This is a genomic window from Bifidobacterium sp. MSK.17.10 (assembly GCF_019129655.1).
GTDB lineage: Bacteria > Actinomycetota > Actinomycetes > Actinomycetales > Bifidobacteriaceae > Bifidobacterium > Bifidobacterium adolescentis.
The window spans coordinates 210,304-226,327 of sequence record NZ_JAHOJD010000005.1 but is presented as its reverse complement, the minus strand read 5'-3'; the positions used below and the strand labels follow the sequence as shown (position 1 = coordinate 226,327).

Sequence of the window (16,024 nt, the reverse complement as noted above, 5' to 3'; positions counted from 1 at the left end):
TGGAGAACGCCACCGAACGCGTCCACGGCAGACGAATCGTGCGCATGACCGTCAGCCGCCATGCGGGCTTCTGGTATGCGGCCATCACCGTCGAACGTCCCGCCGAAAGCGTTCCCACGAAAAACAGAAAACGGAAGAACCATAAGCGTCAGGTCGGCGTGGATTTGGGCGTCAAGACCCTCGCCACCCTGTCAGACGGCACCACGTTCCCCAATCCACGCAACTACGTCCGCACGCAGCGAAAACTCCGCCACGCCCAACAGTCGTTGAGCCGCCGCGACAGGGGCACAAACCACGGATACGGGTCGAAACGGTACAATAGGGCGTTGGAGCGCGTGCGCCGAATCCACGCTCGCATAGCCGCCCAACGAGCCGACAACATCAGCAAACTCACCACGTGGCTCGCCGACAATTATTCCGACATCAGCATCGAAGACCTCAATGTGCAAGGCATGAGCCATAACAGGAGGCTTGCCAAACACATACTGGACGCGGACTTCCACGAGTTCCGCCGCCAACTGAAATACAAGACCGCACGCACCGGCACGAGGCTCCATGTCATCGACCGCTGGTATCCAAGCTCGAAGACCTGCTCGAACTGCGGGACAGTGAAAGCCAAACTGTCCCTAGGCGAACGTGTCTACCATTGCGAGAAGTGCGGGCTTGACATGGACCGCGACCTGAACGCGGCCATCAACATCATGGTCGCCGGGAGTGCCCCGGAGACCTTAAACGCGCGTGGAGTGGATGTAAGACAGACCGGCAGCAGTCGGACAATGCTGACCCCTGTGAAGCGTGAACCAAGCGGCGGCGTGAGCCGTGTGAGGCTTGGAGCTGGCCCTGACAACGAGGCCATGCAAACTAGAACAAACTAGATTGCAACGGTTGCAAACCTATGCTGTGGGAAGCTGTAATGCCCTTAAATCTGTTGCTGGGTGTGGAGAACCCTTGGGGCTGACAGCCAGATTATGCTATAGTGGGCATGTTCACATATCTTGAAAGGCCAAAAACATGCTCAATTTCGAATCCGTCAACTGTGACGGCAAGCACATCAATTGGGAGTTCAACACACTAGAGGAAGTCCACCGACTGTTCTGGTCGGAAGACTGTCCACTCCCCTCCAACGACGACCCAATCGTCCACGCCGAACTAGACGGCAAACCACTGCCAAAATGTATAGCGTTCCTCGACCTTTTACACATGCTTGGATTGGACGAGGAACAATATCCGCCCGAAAAGGGGAAAACCCATAAGCTTATCGCCATCGACTTGGACAACACTCTCGTAGACTATACGACAGCGTTCAAGGATTGCATCAGCCAATTACAGAAGAAACCGTTCAACGCTCCCGAACCAACTGACTACGGTTTCGCCTGTGAAGGCTGGTTCGAAACCCATGCGGAATTCCGTGAATGGCATCATTGGTCGGTGAACGCGGGACTCTATTTACGTGAACACATGTATCCACATGCTATGGAAGCGTTGGTGAAGCTAATCGGCATGTCGGAAGACAATCGTCTCCTATTCGTCACCTCCCGTGACGACGACCGTGATGATACACGCCGGTGGATGATATCCATGAATTTCGACACAAGCCAGAATCATAACTTATGTCCACGTCGTAATCTGGACGACCTGCGACATACAGAAGGTGACGCCGTATTCGCCTCGGACATCAGGCGAATGTCCGAAAAAGACTGGTATGAGAAAGACCCCATTACCAGCATCGGATACTCATACACGCCGTCACGTCGAGACATCCCATACTGTCATCTCAAGCAGAAGAACCTGCTCAAAGCCGACTTGTACGTTGAAGACAATCCCATAATGTTGGACACGCTCATGCGAGAAGGACTCCCCGTTTTGGCGAAACGCCATGGCTACAACATGGAACAGTGTGAACGGTTGAAACAATACGACAAGGGCGCAAGCTTCGACTCATGGGAGGAAGTGCCCGAACTTGCCGAACATATTCTCGGGAAGGAATAACCCTTGAACTTTTTGGGAACGTCGTCAACGGACGTTAAAGCAAACTTACGAGAATGAGCGTCTAAATCTGGAACAGATTCGAGCACGAGTACGGTCAATACGCGAGCAAATGTTCGCCAAAAGTTCCACAGACCATACCGCGTCCCTCCTTTTGCTGAGAGAACTGTTGGAAGATGAAGGACTATTGCAAGAGGAATGCACTGCCGACGACGTGAGACATTGGACTACCATTCCGACTGTTGGAGGAAAACTGAAAAATGGTCGAACAGGATAAGAAACCGGTCATCAAGGCCGTGGCTTTTGAGGTGCGGCATGGGCCGGAAGATGAATTCGATTTCGGATATTCCGAAACCCGTTATCGACTGGTCAACATGGATACCGGCGAAATCGTGGATGACGCGCAAGGCTACGGATATAAGACCGCCGCCGGAGCACACCGGGCTTACGGGTATAAGAGCATGCCGAAGAGCAGGAAAAAGAAACTCGCTTCCGTCAAAAGTCGGGTACGACGTTTTCGGGAGGATAATCCGAAATTCGTGGATGATATGGAATATGGTATGTTGAACGCGTGCAAGGATGGTGTCGAATATACGTTCGATGATTTCAGGGAATTGTTGGATGAGGAGAAACCTGATTTGAAGGGGTTGACGCCGGAACAACTATTCAAATACATTTAAGAAAAGTCGTTCGTGGGCGACGGAAAAGACTGTTGGCGTCGGAGTACCCAAGAGTGCCGACGTCAAATGTGTCTTCTAGGTGGAGGTGACGGTGGTGGATTATCTCGAACGTAGGCAACAGGAGTTGTTGCGAAATTGCCAGTCAGAACGTTTGGACTTGCGGCAGATTCGAAGACGATTGCGCACCATGCGAGAAAACGTTCACGGCACATGGAATGTCCTCCAATGGTTCCGGTATGCGAAAGAGTCGTGGCCCGTCAGGAGAGAGAAGAAACAGGCTGAAAAACGTGTGCAGAAATGCGAGCAACTGCTAAAAGACTTCGACCCTAACGTTCAGCGAGAATCCAACAAGAATGTTGGCTTGGGGTGCCGATTCCGTGGAATGGACAATAGTTTCTGCGGCAAGCCCACTGTGGAAGGAACCCGATGGTGCGCCGACCATATAGACCTTTGGTCTGAGAATGGGGAGCATACTGTATTGTATTGGCGGCGACTATATCTTCCTTACAGGAGGTGTCCTCTCAATCTGGGTCCGCCGATTCCCATGAGTTATACGGACGCGTGCAAGGCCGCGTACGAATCGTATATCCTCATACGGCACTGCTTGGAGGACGAAGGCCAACCATTGGACTCGTGTGATAATTTGGACAGCTGCATATGGTATGCGAATCGGCACGGACTTCTGCATGAGTTCTGCACTGAAGAGGACGCCCGACGTTGGTGTACGCCGCCATCCGAGAAAGATTGACGCTCCAACTGGTTTTCTTCTGTTGTCGTTTTAGAGTATGGCGGGTGGACAATCGGAGTTCTCCCCTATTTGCCTAAACCTTCTACTCTTGTTATACTGGCAGTGTCCACATAAAGACGGGTCGAGTCAAACACGACACCCGTCGCCATCAATCACAACCAGAATTGGAACGCACCTACATTGAGTATCGAAATCTACGAACAGGACAAGTACGCAACCCATGTCGTCACCAGCAAGGGCGAAATCAAATACGAATGCAGTGCCCGCAACGTGGCCGAAGCCATCGTCAAAGAACACAACAAGCACAACAGCGGGGAACCGTGGCATGTCGGTACCACCGTCACCTTGGTCAGCGCCAAGAACATCACATGGCGTGCCGAAGCGCTCATCGACTGGGATAAGGTCAAGACCGGCAAGAACACTCCCAACAAGTGCGTGAAGGTCACTGCTTCGGAAACCCAGACGAACTTGCAGGAAAGCAAGCCGAAGGTCAGCGCCACCTATCTGTTGTCCGACGGTGACAAGCCGGAAAACTACATGCGTTGGCATGCCACCGCTTCCGACAAGGATGTAGCCATGGTGTTGGCGAAACAGGCGGCTGTCAAGGCTTTGGAAGCCTATCTTGAGAAGATTGGCAAGACCGTCAAGACTCCGGCCAAGCCGACCGTAAAGCCGTCCGGGAAGGTTGCTAAATGAGCGACCGGAACAAAGATGACGAGAATCCGGATGACGAGTATTTGTTGGACGCGCTTCGAGACTTAGACCCCACGCCAATCGAGGAGCTTATCGACAAGTCCAACATGGACGACGAGTCGAAGAAACAGTTCCATGAATCACTGCGAGCGCATGATTCCGATGTGGCGCGGGAGCAGTCGGTGAAGATTGCCGTCGGTGAGGCGTTGTGGGAATTGGACAAGTTGAATGAGCGGTTGGATGAAATCAGTGCGTTGACCGTGTGGGATTCCAGCCGTCCGTTGTCCGATGCTATTCCTTCCGTCGAGGCAATCCGCGTCATCCTCAAGCAGATACGCGGCCATGACAATGGTTGTGTGGATTCCGGTTCTCGAATCCGTTATCGTCTGGTGTGTGATGTGGACGGTGGTATCCTGCCGTTGCTCGGTCAAATGTCGGACGGGGCTGATGGGTTGGTGTATCTGAAGAACGTGCTTGACGCTTGCAAGTCCGCCAATATCGAAGGGAACCCGCGTATTCAGTACGCGTATGCGACCGGTTGGAGGGACTTGAACTGAAATGTCCAAGTTCGACAAGACGACCGTGTATGGGAGGGAGAATCCGTTCATTCCCTCTCCCGAGACCGTGGACGCGTTGAAGGCCGCGCTCATCGAGGAGGCTGACGAGCGTTCCGACATGCTTATCGGGATGACCACCGCGCCTGATGGGAGGAAGGTTCTTCGCCGTCAGAGCGCGGGGCGCAACACCGGATGGCGTTCCCTTATCGGATTGCGTTACCGTATCCAGACCAAGGAGGAGGCTGACGAACTCCGTTTGGATTATCGTCGTTTCTTCGAGGGGTACGTGGAGCGAACCGACAAGAGCGAGCGTCGTAACCTGTTGGGTTTGGAGCATAAGACCGTGGACGGCACGTACCGTTACACGGTCGAGGGCTTGGTGGCCGACTGTGACGAGAGCAGTGTGTCGAACGGATATGTGTCGCGCCTGTGTCTGATGTTTCCTCATGTGGTGAATTCGGATGGTTCGCAGACGCTTATCGACTCGCATATTTGGCTTGCCACGTTCGTGAAGAACACTATTATCCGTCCCGACCGTATCGAACCTCATAATGGTTCCGCCGACCGGCTGATGACGATTCGGTTGGGTGACACGTTGCGTGTGGACGCCGGATTGTGCGCGTATACGGATAAGCGTGGCCGTCACCGTTTCGGCTTGGCGGATTGGACTCCGTTGGACTCGCATTTGAGGTATCTGCAACTCCGTTCGGATGGTACCACCACTCCGCGTGTGGTCAGCGAGCGCCTGTGTGGGCGTGAGTATGATATCTGCTGGTTGGAGCGGGATGGTAGGCCGGGTTTTCGTTCGGTGATGTTGGATGGGTTGAATGCTCGTGTGGAGGCGGGTTGGAGTTCGTATGATTGGCGTCATCGTCCGTTTCTGTCGGATGGGGATGGTTTTCCGTCCGTTTGTCTTGACCAGTATTTGACGCTTGACCCGTATAAGGGTGAGGCTCACGTGGTGTCCCGTTAGTTGGATTGAGAGGATTTTTGTGTTGAGGAATTGTCTTAAAAAGGGTTTCCGTCCGGTGGCCGTGCTGGTTGTGGCGGTTCTGATGTGTTCGCTCGGCGGATGTTCGGATAGTGGTCGGGTTGGTTGGAGGGCAGAGCGTTCACCATGAACGCGTATAGCAACACCGGTGAGCTGACTTTGACGAGTCATGCCGAGAAAATCGGGTTGGACGGCAATGTGACCACCGACTCCCGTTACTACGGCATCGGCACCAATGGTTCGGTTTCCTCCGGCTCGACCGATTCCCTGTCTTCGGTTATCACCGTGACCCTTGACGGCAGGGAGTTGGATTCCTGTGGGGATACGCTCATCTTCACTGAGGATGGGTTGGAGCCGGTCAAGGATTTCGCCGCCGACGCTCTCAAATCTCAGGACACGGAGAAGACGACCGGTACCGGTTCAACGTCGCAATTGTTGAACCGGTATAAGGATTCGTTTGCCAAGAAGCATGTCGTGGTCATCAAAAGCCAGATGGGAACGCCGATTGAGGTGTTCAACGGTGACACCATCAAATGGGATATAGACGACAATCTGCCCAAAACAACAAGGCTTATGGTCGATGGTAAAACGCTGTACATTCATCGGGCGAATTTCCAAATCTTGGACAGGGATTCGTTGCAGTGAGCCACGATACCGAACCGGAGGATGTCAAGTTGGCCAGCATCGTAGAGAGGGAGGCCGAGGAAGCGTATCCCGTCCAATACTGGGATGGTTCCGACATCAAGAAAACGTTCGAGGCCGACAGTGACGATTTGCAGGAAGCCTATATGAACGGGCGTCTCCACCCCGCTTGCGGGGAGGAGGTGGAGGCCGTGGCGAAACATCTCATGTGGGCTGACGAAATCCCGCGATGGGAGAAGACCTACGGCGGGGCTCCCGATGAGGATTTCTTCTGGAAGCGGGCCGAAACGGTCGGCGCACGCGACGGATATCTGACTCTAGCCAAGGAGCTTCTGGAAATCGCGCGAAAGAAAGTCGAGGAGGGACTACTGTGATTCGACTGGCCGAGACACGGGGAAAACTCATCGCCGTCTACCGTGGAACGGAACCCAATGCGAACGGGCCGGACAATCCGATATGAGAGCCGCCATGTTCGATGATTGGAACGAGGTTCCCGAACTAGCGGGACAACTACTGGAAGAAGGAACGGACAGGTGAGTGTCATCAAACCCGATTTCGAAACCGCTTGCGACATGGTCAGGGACTTCGCAAGAAAATACGGCGGAACGCAACCCTACGCGAAATTGGACGAGCAAAACCGCCAATTGCATATCGGACTGCGAGAACTCAACCAGTATGCGACCGGGACGGGATTCGACAAGCCCCTGCGATTCGACTTGCCGAACGGATTCGGCTGGTTGGCGAAACAGACCGGCTCATCCGACGAGTGGAGTTGGGCTGGCAAACCGGTCAGAGAGCGGCAAGCCGTGGAACTCCTCAACCAACAGCATGAGGCCCATTCCGACTATCGTCCATTGGAAATGCTTTTGCGATTGTCCCAAGCCGTGGATGACAACACTGTTACTTACTGGCATTCCAGCCTATCCGACATAGAGAAGGAGCAACATCAGTGAGCTATGAGACCAACCGTTGCGACCGCATCGTCTGCGATTATCCCGACTGTGACGCCACCACGAGACTCTGGCGTGAGAATGAGGATTCGGCCTACAGTGACGCCGACGATTTGAAGTGGCTGACCATCGAGGTCGAATTGGATGGAGACGAGTACGTGGAGCGGCACTTCTGCCCACGGCATTTGGACACCACCCGACCTGAATGGGCGAGCGGATACATCCTACCCGACGTTCTCGTCCGGAATGGTTGGAACGTTTTGGGGTTCGGCACCATGTTCCCACCGAAGGGCGAATGCGCTCCCGTAATCGCCGGAGTGTTGGAGAAGGCCGATGCCTACGCTCTTGAGCACATTTCGGACGCATGTTTGGAGCGTGCCGCCATGGCCTTGTACCGATGCGAGAATGATTTGCCCGACGGCAAGCTTGACGACCGTGGACTCCTGTTGCGGTGGAATGGGATGTCCGAGGATGAGCGCGACAAGTATACGAATCGTGTCCTTCCGGTGTTGGAGGCTTTTCTGGACTATTGACGCAAACTATGCTATAGTGGATGTGTTCACACATAAAGAGTTTTCAGGCAAAGAAGGAAATAAACCATGGACACGTCCACCACCTTGAAGGAACAGATACAGGCTTTGATGGACTCGCTGGCCGACACCGCACTATCCGCCGCCGAGTCGCGCCATCAAAGTCAGGCCGGAGAAGCCCACCTGCTGTATGCGCTTTACCGGAACGATGGACTCGTAGGCTCGATGCTTCGGGGACACGGGTTGGAATCCTCGGAAATCCGGCTCCTCATGTCCGATATTCCGAACCGTCCGTTGAAAACGGGAGAAGACCCGGTATTGTCCACTTCCAGCCGTCGCATATTGCACGATGCCCACGACGCGGTGGAAGTGTTGCGCCATGTGCAACGTGATAGTCATGTCGAACTCCTGCTCCGCGTCCATGGCATCGAACTGCCCGAACGTCAACCCACTCGGGAGCAGGTCGAGGCGGCGTCAAGAACCGGCATCAACCTAGCCCAGACCGTCAGCCCCAACCGTGGACGTCAGGTCGGTGTGGATTATCTCTCCTACACTCGGCTCATGCTCGAAGCCGCGTTGAACTGAACGAAACCAGCCGAAAGGAATACCTATGGAAAACACTGAGATGAAAAACGGGGAGACGGACGCAGTGGTCTCAATCATCGCATGGTTGGACGAGTGGATAGACAGGACGGAAAAGACCATGTCCGCCGGTGAGGACGATTTTTCATGGCTTGCCGACCGTGAATACCTGCAAGCCTACCGAAACGCCCGCTCGCACATGACAGCCCTGCGCGGCACGGACGAATGCACGGTGCGGCATCTGGCCGAATGGTGCGGGATTCGTAAGAGGGAGGCGAAGAACAGTCTGCAACGACTGTTGGAATCGAACATCCCGTATGGAGATGATTCCATCACCTGCGCCGATTCGAGAAGGTTCGCCTACCAGACAATCATCGACCATTGCGAAGAAGAAGACAAGGAGGTTCGGAAGTGACCAATACGACAATCAGCGACATCGTCCGGTACGCGGACAAGACCGCCCGCGAACGGAACGTGAAGTGGATGGGCACGACCATCCTGCTCAAGTCCCTCCTCTGGTCGGCCAGTGAAGCCTATCGCATTCTCCAACGTGGCGGACTGGGGTATTCGGAAGACAACCCCGACTATCTGGCGAGATTCGACCGAGAGCTGGTGAGATTCGACAACGAACCGTTGGAGGAAGGCGAGAAGCCACGGTTCACTCCGGTCGCCTTACGGTTGGTCGAGCATGCGAACAGCCCACTCGCACTGTTGAGGGCGATGCAACACACCGACTGCGAGGGCAATCTGATTCTCAAAGAACATTGGATATGGCCCCCCGAACATGAGCCGACGGACAAGCAGGTGGAACGCGCCGCCGAAGCCGGATACTTCCTTTCCGCCCGCTCCTACTTCTCCTACGGAAACCTGAAACCATGGGACAAGGTGAAGCAAGCGTCCAAGGAGAAATGGCGCGAATGGGCGCGGCTCATGCTCGAAGCCACACTCAATGGAACAGAGGAACCATGTTGAACGTCAACGGCATGGACATCGAATACCAGTTCGACGGCGCGCACGACGCGCGTCCCGACGAACATACATTGCACGGCTTGGACGGGTTGAACCTGTCAGGCTTGGATTGGATGCGCCTGTCGCACGTATGCCGTCTCATGGCCGCACGCGACCGTAATCCGGAGCGGGCGTTCGTGCGCGTATCCGGTTGGACGGCGGACAGACCGAACATGAGGCTCATCATGGACGTGCTTCAAGACGATGACGGTACGGCCAGCGTGCCGCTGCCGCTCACATCCGACTATCTGCTGGTTGATTCCGCCGAATGCGACGACCGATGCCAATACGGGTGGTTGAGCGTGCTGGAACAACTGCCCGAACATGTGGACTACGGTCGGTTGGACGAGACCGGCATGCGGGTCGTGGACTGGCTGAACGGCATGGCCGACCCGTCGCCGGAAATCTTCGAGGATTGGGAGGCCATCAGCCTTATACGGCAGAACGTTTATGAGGACGAGCCGACCGGACTGGCGGACCTATTGCGTTCCGCCACCCGGACGGAACGCGACGAATGCTTCGACATGTTGGAACAGGTGGAAACAGGGAGGCCATTGTGATGAACGACTGGCTGCGCGTCACAACCATTGGCGGCGGCGACTACGAATGCCGCATGACCATTCTGAAAACGGACGATACGACCATTACCGTCACTCGTCCTTGGCATCACCATTGGACGGACGGTTGGGATTGGAAGACCATCATTCGCCAATGGCTGTCCGACGTGCCGGAAACGTTCGAGCCATACGACGGGTTGGCTGAATGGCTCCGCGACGCGGATTCGGAACGTATCGACTGCTGGCATTGCCTGAGTTGGCTCGCCAACCGACGGCGGTCGGCCGTCGAATTCCTATCGGATGAGGAAAAGAAACGGCTTGCGTCCAGATTGGGTTTCGAGCGGATTGCGGGGCAGGAACGTTGAGCGGTTTCCGCAAGAGATTGCTGATATTCTTGTCCGCATTGCCAGCCCTCGTGTTGCTCATTGTCTTGACGGGCGGTTGGCGAATACTGCTGACGCCAGCCGTGATAGCGTTCCTGAAGGATGTGATACGCACGCTGTGGTGTGGGCTGCTCTTCGGCGTGGGGATGTCCGTATTTCTTCTCGTGGCGCTCACCATGTTCGACCATGCGAAGGATTCGCGTGAATCACGGAAGTGCGTCCCCTACCTGACCGTGAGCCTCCTGCTACCGGTCGTCGGCCTGTGGGCTGCATGCAAGCTTGCGGACCAGCCTTCGACAGGTAATGGTGTCGGACTGCTACTGGGCATCGCACTGGGCGTGCTGTTGTTTGAGCAGGTGTGGCCTCGACTATCGCCCGCATGGGTGTCCAATTACCTGACGTTAGAGGAACGGTATTCGGAACCGTCCGACTGGAAACCCAAGGACGGACTGCAACCTCCCTACTGGCTGTGCGTATGTAAAATCGCCTATCCGACCGTTCAAGGCACGAACGACACCCGCCCGCACCCGGAATGGGTCGAACAGCACGCTGACGACCTGCGGTTCCTGCACGACCATCATGCGGACATGTACTGGAAGCTCGAAGATGCGATTTGGTGGATTGAAAAGACGGACAAATCGTAACCGACCCGTATGTTCGCCGCGTCAACGGCATCAGACCGAAGCACATGCGGCGACCGTGCTGGCGCAACGGCTTCGTCGAACCCGAAGAATCGAAAGGAAAAGATGACAAAATGAGTGAGCATCCGACCATTGAGGAAGTCTATAAACGTCCTGAATATTTTGACGCAGTGTGGTCTAAAAGCATTGAATATTACTGCGTGACCAAGCAGAGCGTCGTCTGCATGGAGGAGTGCGCCGAGCTTATCGAAGCATACGATGACCGGAAGCGCGACGGGCTGACGGACGGGACACGCTCCCACATGGTCGAGGAGATGGCGGACGTGCTCATCTGCCTATGGCTGCTCGAACACATGTACGACATCAAAGGATGTGACAATCGCACTCGCCACCCGTCTCCGGTCGGAGCGGGCGCAGCGCTCATCAAAGCGGTCAGCAAAATCCTGCGCTACAACACCGAAAAGGAGCGTCTGGATGGGCTTGCCGACGCGGCGGAGGACGTGCGACGCTGGGTGATGCTGCTCGAAACAGAAAACGGCATCACGGACGAGGAACTAGGCGAATGGGTGGAACGCAAGACGGTCAGACAACAGCGGCGAATTGAGGGCGACAAGTGAGCGTGCGAAGCGAAACGTTGGGCGAGGTCATTAAATGGCTCAAAGCCCAAGCCGACAGTGAATGGGAATGCGCCCAAGAAGGTCTGAGCGACGGATACGACGGATACGACGCCTACACGCGGACAATCGGACACTGTCAGGACATGCTCATGGACGATACGGCGGAACACGGAAAACCCGATGAAGGTGGAAAAATGAACAAGCAGAATGAAACCGTTCTATTGGAACACTTGGCTGACACGTTCGAAACCAAGCTCCGCAAGGCCGACCGGTCTATCGGAACCGACATCCCTGACCCATACCGGGAGGGACAGATGGACGCGTTCGGATGGGCGGCCACCTACTGCCGCCTATTGCTCCTATTGGTGGAACGGAAGTGAACCCATGCTCGACTTCTCCAAATGGGCGGCCATGTGGGACGCCTACAACCGGATGGGCGAAGCCGTGTCCGGCAGTCCCGCAAGCATATGCCAAGGCATCGGCGTGACATTGATGATGGTCTTCGGTTTCGTCGGACTCATCGCGGTGGCCGTCATCGGCGGAATGGGCGGCGACCCCGAGGAAAGCCCGTTCTTCTGCTTGACCATGACGATAGCCGTCATAGGCGGTGTACTGGCGCTCACATCGTTCGTCATGCCATCCCACAACGACGCCCAAGTATCCGAACCACCCGCGCTCTCCACGCAAATCGAGAGAACGTGGGGGCTGGACGAAATGGGCGATTGCGAAAACACGAGCCACGGGCTTACCGACAGCCCAAGCCTACCCAAGTTGAGCCTTGACGACGGCGACTGGAAGTGCGTCGCCTACACCGACAGCCAACGCACCGAACTGACCGTCCACATCAACGGGAACAGGGTCGGATTATATAAGGCCGACGGCACGGTATTAAAGCCGGTCGGAAAGGACTGAACGATGAAGGATTTCACGAAATGGGTGGACGCCTGGAATACCTATAACAGCGCATATGACAAAGCGGCAGAGGCGGGCGGCGGCTACAGCTGGACATTTTTCTTCATGTTTCTGATGTTTGCCGCATCATCTGTGGCGTTGTTCTATGGGACAAAACGGAAGAAACCCATCGTAACGACGATTGCAACGGTCTTCGCCCTCGTCGGAGCGATGGGCGTCATACAAACGGTGGGCAGCCGTAGTCCCAAGGAAATCGAAGCCGCGGTAAAGGTCGAAAAACCGAGGACGCTCAAGGATGAAATCAAACACGTTTGGGGATTGGAGGACATCACATGCAACGACACCGGAGGCGACATCGATTTCGCCTCGTCGAAGACCCGACTGCCAGACGGCGACAGTTCATGTGTCGCATACCGCAAGGACGGGATTGTCGAAGTCGTCGCCCATGCGAATTCCGGCAAGCTTGGACTGTACCGTAAATCCGACGGCAAACCCTTGCAGTCGGTAGGGGAGGAATAGAACGATGAAGGACTTCACGAAATGGGTGGAAGCTTGGAACACGTACATTCATCCGCCAACAAAGCAGGTGCCCCTGACCGCAGCGGAGTTGAGTGCCAACGAGCATGTCTTCCGGCATATCCTTGCCGTTCTCGTCATCATCACTCTGATTGAGTGCGTTCTATATTGGCTGAAGGACAAATCCCACGCGTGCGACGTGCTCTACGTCTTCAGTTTTCCGTTCCTTTTCTTGGGCGTATGCGTCACGACACTGTTCGGCATCGCATTGGTGGGTCAGCCGACGAAGACGGTGGACGAGAACGTGCCCCGCCCGGCATCATTCGTCACGCAGGTAGGGAGGGAGTTCGGCGTGCGCAACCTGTCATGCCCGGCCAAGGTTATGAACGCGACGTCCGACCTGCCCGACGCGGGCACATACCGATGCACCGTCTCGGACGGCAGGGACGATTCGGCCCTGAAGGACGTGACGCTCATCGTGACGGCGGACAACAAGGTCGGACTCTACGACAATCAAGGAAAGGAAATGAAATGATAGACATGAGCGAATGGGCGAACGGTTCCCACAACAGTTTCGGAGACGCCATATATATGGCGACGTTGACCACGGTGCTGGTTTTCGCCGTGCTGGGCGTCGTCTGGCGGGCGGGCAGACGCTTGGCGCTTCGCGCGACGCATCGTATCCCACGGGACGCCCAGCCATTGCTGGAGGACACCAAATTCGTCATATGTCTTGCCCTTGTGGGCGGCTTCGGACTGCTCCTGACGTTGAACCCCGGTCTTCTCGTTCTCCCGAAGGACACCACGTTCACCGAACAGGTGGCGCGACAGGCCGGATTGGAGGCGTTGTCTTGCCCGACCGTTTACGACTCCAAGTACATGCCCGGTCAGGGCAGGTACGAGTGCGAGTACGTGGATGCGAAAGGAAAGGCGCACGACCTGAGCCTGCTGGTCACGTCGGGCGACAGGGTATGGCTCTACGACCACAACGGCAAACCGATGAAGGTGACGACGAAATGAACCCGGAAGCCAATCCGATGCCGCTCGTCTCCGAATGCAATCCGGTGGATGCGGTCGAATGCCCATGCTGCTTGACCGTGTTCCGCGTGCGCACGCTCATGACTGACGGGGCTGGGCGGCTCATGGGCGACGAGTACAAGGCCATCCCCATGTTCTGCCCCATGTGCGGCGGACGGCTCGAACAGTTGGAAAGAAAGGAATAGGATAATGGCCGACCCGAAGTACATGAGGAAAATACAGGGCATGTGCCGCTGTCAGGATTGCGGTCTCATGGCCGACAATGCGGACATCGACGTGGAATTGGACTGTGACGAAATCGTGTTTGAGTGGAGCGACGCGGACGACAGCCAGACATGTAACCTACCGCCCTGCTACGGCGGACACAGGCTTCAGACCGATATGACCGCCTACGACCTGTTGCTGGAGCTTGGCGTCATAGACGACCCCTACGCGCGAAACAAGGAGCGAGATTGAGAAGACTATTGGCATTACTGCTGGTTCCGGCCTGCCTGATGTGCGCCGGATGCGACGAAACAAACCCCAACACCGTCACACCCGAAACCACTACGTCCTCAAAAAGCAACACGGAAACTATTGTCAAATGCGATGACCTTCCCAACTCCAACCTCAGCGAATGCGAAATCCAACTCCTCGACGGACGCCACATCAACTGCCTCACCGTAAACACCACCTACAGAGGAGGACTATCCTGCGACTGGGAGCACGCAAGCAAAACAGAAACAGAAACAAAATGAACACACTCATACAGGAATCCGTGAAACATCATGAGTTACGAAAATTTCCTATCACACCGAATCAAATGCGACTACCCCGATTGCGGCAAACCGTGCGACGACTGGTGGAACGACCAATGGCTGACCCTCGTCAAATACGGCGTACACGGGAGAATGGTCAGCGTCAGACACTTCTGCACAAGCCACCTCGACACCATGCGCAACCCCATTCCGGCCGGCTCATACCATCTACCCGATAATACGCCAAAAGACTGGCACACTTGGGGCGAAGGATACATGTACCCAATATACGAACCATGCATCCCCACCATTCTCAACGTATTGGAAAAAGCCACGCCCGACAACCCACTCCCCAACGAACTTGTCGAAAAATGCGCGCTCGCATTATTTCGAACGGATACGAACTGGGCTGAAAACAATCCGACGAAACGTGAAGTACTCGACTTGTGGGAACAGCAGATGCCCTGCATTCGGGAACAGTTTCTTAAAAGAGCGTACGCGGTACTGCATGAGGCGCTAATACTGACCATGCCGACTATGAAAGAAGAGCCGGAGGTATCCGATTGACCGGAATAAGAGTTTTTACCGGAAACGCCATGTATCCGTTCAAAATTAGTCAAGGTCAACATGTGAGCTTCGAGTATTATCCACTCGGATGCAATCCGACTCCCGTCGGGATGAGGGAAGTAAAGTGAACCGCGTTGAGACCACCACCATGTTGTCCGCGTTGGTTGAGAAGCGTTTGGACTCCCGTACCTCATATTGGGCGCGGGAGGTTAGCTTCGACCGAGGTACCCCCAATTGGCGTCGTATAGATTATGTCGGGTTTAAGCCGTATACGCCGAATTATGCGGTGGAGCCGGTTAGTGTGGAGCTTGGTATTTTCTCATGCTATGAAGTCAAATCGTGTTTGGCGGATTTTGAGTCGGGCAACGGGCTGACTTTCTATGGGGGACGAGAATTTTTTGGTTACGACGCGTGAACTGGCGGAACAGTTGCATGAGATGTTGCGTCTTCCTCGGAATATCAATCAAGTTCTTGTGCCCACTCCCAAGGGTGATAGATTGCAAAAACTGTATGACCTGTCCAATAACGGGAGTGCCAGTTACCGTCACCGTCCGGCGAGTGAAATGCTGTATGCGATGATAGAAGCCAATGGGCAGAGGTCAAAAAGATACCAGAAGTAGGATTCTGTTTTTCTTTTTGTCCACCCATTAATGCATACTGGAATTGTCTACACAAAACAAGGGCTGGAA

General features: G+C 55.1%; 26 protein-coding genes. All 26 read left to right on the top strand.

The features are described 5' to 3' along the window. The coding region (locus KSX58_RS06565) for an RNA-guided endonuclease TnpB family protein (RefSeq protein ID WP_217752055.1) at positions 1–875 on the top strand (875 nt) is incomplete at its 5' end. Between the two features lie 136 nt (positions 876–1,011). After that, positions 1,012–1,989 (top strand): hypothetical protein, encoded by a 978-nt coding sequence (locus KSX58_RS06560; RefSeq protein WP_217736049.1) that lies wholly within the window; start codon positions 1,012–1,014, stop codon positions 1,987–1,989. 257 nt (positions 1,990–2,246) lie between these two features. Next, a complete protein-coding gene (locus tag KSX58_RS06555; RefSeq protein ID WP_217736048.1) occupies positions 2,247–2,666 on the top strand; it encodes a hypothetical protein in 420 nt (139 codons plus the stop codon). A 928-nt stretch (positions 2,667–3,594) separates the two neighbouring features. Beyond that, positions 3,595–4,110, top strand: a complete 516-nt coding sequence (locus KSX58_RS06550; protein WP_217736047.1) for a hypothetical protein — start codon at positions 3,595–3,597, stop codon at positions 4,108–4,110. Then, positions 4,107–4,664, top strand: coding sequence for a hypothetical protein (locus KSX58_RS06545; protein ID WP_217736046.1), 558 nt, complete (start codon positions 4,107–4,109; stop codon positions 4,662–4,664). Before KSX58_RS06550 ends, KSX58_RS06545 begins: the two co-directional genes overlap by 4 nt. 1 nt (position 4,665) lies before the next feature. Then, a complete protein-coding gene (locus tag KSX58_RS06540) occupies positions 4,666–5,637 on the top strand; it encodes a hypothetical protein (protein ID WP_217736045.1) in 972 nt (323 codons plus the stop codon). Positions 5,638–5,760: 123 nt separating this feature from the next. Next, a complete protein-coding gene (locus KSX58_RS06535) occupies positions 5,761–6,300 on the top strand; it encodes a DUF5052 family protein (protein WP_273700928.1) in 540 nt (179 codons plus the stop codon). Continuing rightward, on the top strand, positions 6,297–6,671 hold the full coding sequence (locus KSX58_RS06530; RefSeq protein ID WP_217736043.1) for a hypothetical protein: 375 nt from the start codon (positions 6,297–6,299) through the stop codon (positions 6,669–6,671). The genes KSX58_RS06535 and KSX58_RS06530 overlap by 4 nt, the downstream gene beginning before the upstream one ends. Positions 6,672–6,830: 159 nt before the next feature. Continuing rightward, entirely contained in the window at positions 6,831–7,250 is a 420-nt protein-coding gene (locus KSX58_RS06525; RefSeq protein ID WP_217736042.1) for a hypothetical protein, read from the top strand. Beyond that, the gene (locus tag KSX58_RS06520) at positions 7,247–7,780 is read left to right on the top strand and encodes a hypothetical protein (protein ID WP_217736041.1); all 534 of its coding nucleotides are present in this window, start codon (positions 7,247–7,249) and stop codon (positions 7,778–7,780) included. Before KSX58_RS06525 ends, KSX58_RS06520 begins: the two co-directional genes overlap by 4 nt. Positions 7,781–7,846: 66 nt before the next feature. Beyond that, entirely contained in the window at positions 7,847–8,362 is a 516-nt protein-coding gene (locus tag KSX58_RS06515) for a Clp protease N-terminal domain-containing protein (protein WP_217736040.1), read from the top strand. Positions 8,363–8,387: 25 nt separating this feature from the next. Further along, positions 8,388–8,774, top strand: coding sequence for a hypothetical protein (locus KSX58_RS06510; protein ID WP_217736039.1), 387 nt, complete (start codon positions 8,388–8,390; stop codon positions 8,772–8,774). Further along, positions 8,771–9,331, top strand: coding sequence for a hypothetical protein (locus KSX58_RS06505; RefSeq protein WP_217736038.1), 561 nt, complete (start codon positions 8,771–8,773; stop codon positions 9,329–9,331). The genes KSX58_RS06510 and KSX58_RS06505 overlap by 4 nt, the downstream gene beginning before the upstream one ends. Next, positions 9,325–9,927, top strand: a complete 603-nt coding sequence (locus KSX58_RS06500) for a hypothetical protein (protein ID WP_217736037.1) — start codon at positions 9,325–9,327, stop codon at positions 9,925–9,927. Before KSX58_RS06505 ends, KSX58_RS06500 begins: the two co-directional genes overlap by 7 nt. Then, positions 9,927–10,289, top strand: coding sequence for a hypothetical protein (locus KSX58_RS06495; RefSeq protein ID WP_217736036.1), 363 nt, complete (start codon positions 9,927–9,929; stop codon positions 10,287–10,289). Before KSX58_RS06500 ends, KSX58_RS06495 begins: the two co-directional genes overlap by 1 nt. A gap of 164 nt (positions 10,290–10,453) precedes the next feature. Next, a complete protein-coding gene (locus KSX58_RS06490) occupies positions 10,454–10,951 on the top strand; it encodes a hypothetical protein (RefSeq protein WP_217736035.1) in 498 nt (165 codons plus the stop codon). 110 nt (positions 10,952–11,061) lie between these two features. Then, positions 11,062–11,565 carry a hypothetical protein gene (locus KSX58_RS06485; protein ID WP_217736034.1) on the top strand — a complete coding sequence of 168 codons (504 nt, stop codon included), beginning with the start codon at positions 11,062–11,064 and terminating at the stop codon, positions 11,563–11,565. Continuing rightward, complete coding sequence (locus KSX58_RS06480) at positions 11,562–11,945, top strand: hypothetical protein (protein ID WP_217736033.1); 384 nt, start codon at positions 11,562–11,564, stop codon at positions 11,943–11,945. The genes KSX58_RS06485 and KSX58_RS06480 overlap by 4 nt, the downstream gene beginning before the upstream one ends. A 4-nt stretch (positions 11,946–11,949) precedes the next feature. Then, the gene (locus KSX58_RS06475; protein ID WP_217736032.1) at positions 11,950–12,477 is read left to right on the top strand and encodes a hypothetical protein; all 528 of its coding nucleotides are present in this window, start codon (positions 11,950–11,952) and stop codon (positions 12,475–12,477) included. 3 nt (positions 12,478–12,480) lie between these two features. Continuing rightward, positions 12,481–12,996, top strand: a complete 516-nt coding sequence (locus tag KSX58_RS06470; RefSeq protein ID WP_217736031.1) for a hypothetical protein — start codon at positions 12,481–12,483, stop codon at positions 12,994–12,996. A 4-nt stretch (positions 12,997–13,000) separates the two neighbouring features. Next, positions 13,001–13,528, top strand: coding sequence for a hypothetical protein (locus KSX58_RS06465; protein ID WP_217736118.1), 528 nt, complete (start codon positions 13,001–13,003; stop codon positions 13,526–13,528). After that, positions 13,525–14,013, top strand: coding sequence for a hypothetical protein (locus tag KSX58_RS06460; protein ID WP_217736030.1), 489 nt, complete (start codon positions 13,525–13,527; stop codon positions 14,011–14,013). Before KSX58_RS06465 ends, KSX58_RS06460 begins: the two co-directional genes overlap by 4 nt. After that, complete coding sequence (locus tag KSX58_RS06455) at positions 14,010–14,216, top strand: hypothetical protein (RefSeq protein ID WP_217736029.1); 207 nt, start codon at positions 14,010–14,012, stop codon at positions 14,214–14,216. Before KSX58_RS06460 ends, KSX58_RS06455 begins: the two co-directional genes overlap by 4 nt. A 4-nt stretch (positions 14,217–14,220) precedes the next feature. Then, complete coding sequence (locus tag KSX58_RS06450) at positions 14,221–14,487, top strand: hypothetical protein (protein WP_070123079.1); 267 nt, start codon at positions 14,221–14,223, stop codon at positions 14,485–14,487. Beyond that, positions 14,484–14,768, top strand: coding sequence for a hypothetical protein (locus KSX58_RS06445; protein ID WP_217736028.1), 285 nt, complete (start codon positions 14,484–14,486; stop codon positions 14,766–14,768). Before KSX58_RS06450 ends, KSX58_RS06445 begins: the two co-directional genes overlap by 4 nt. A gap of 30 nt (positions 14,769–14,798) precedes the next feature. After that, a complete protein-coding gene (locus KSX58_RS06440; RefSeq protein WP_217736027.1) occupies positions 14,799–15,335 on the top strand; it encodes a hypothetical protein in 537 nt (178 codons plus the stop codon). The last annotated feature ends 689 nt before the right edge of the window (positions 15,336–16,024 follow it).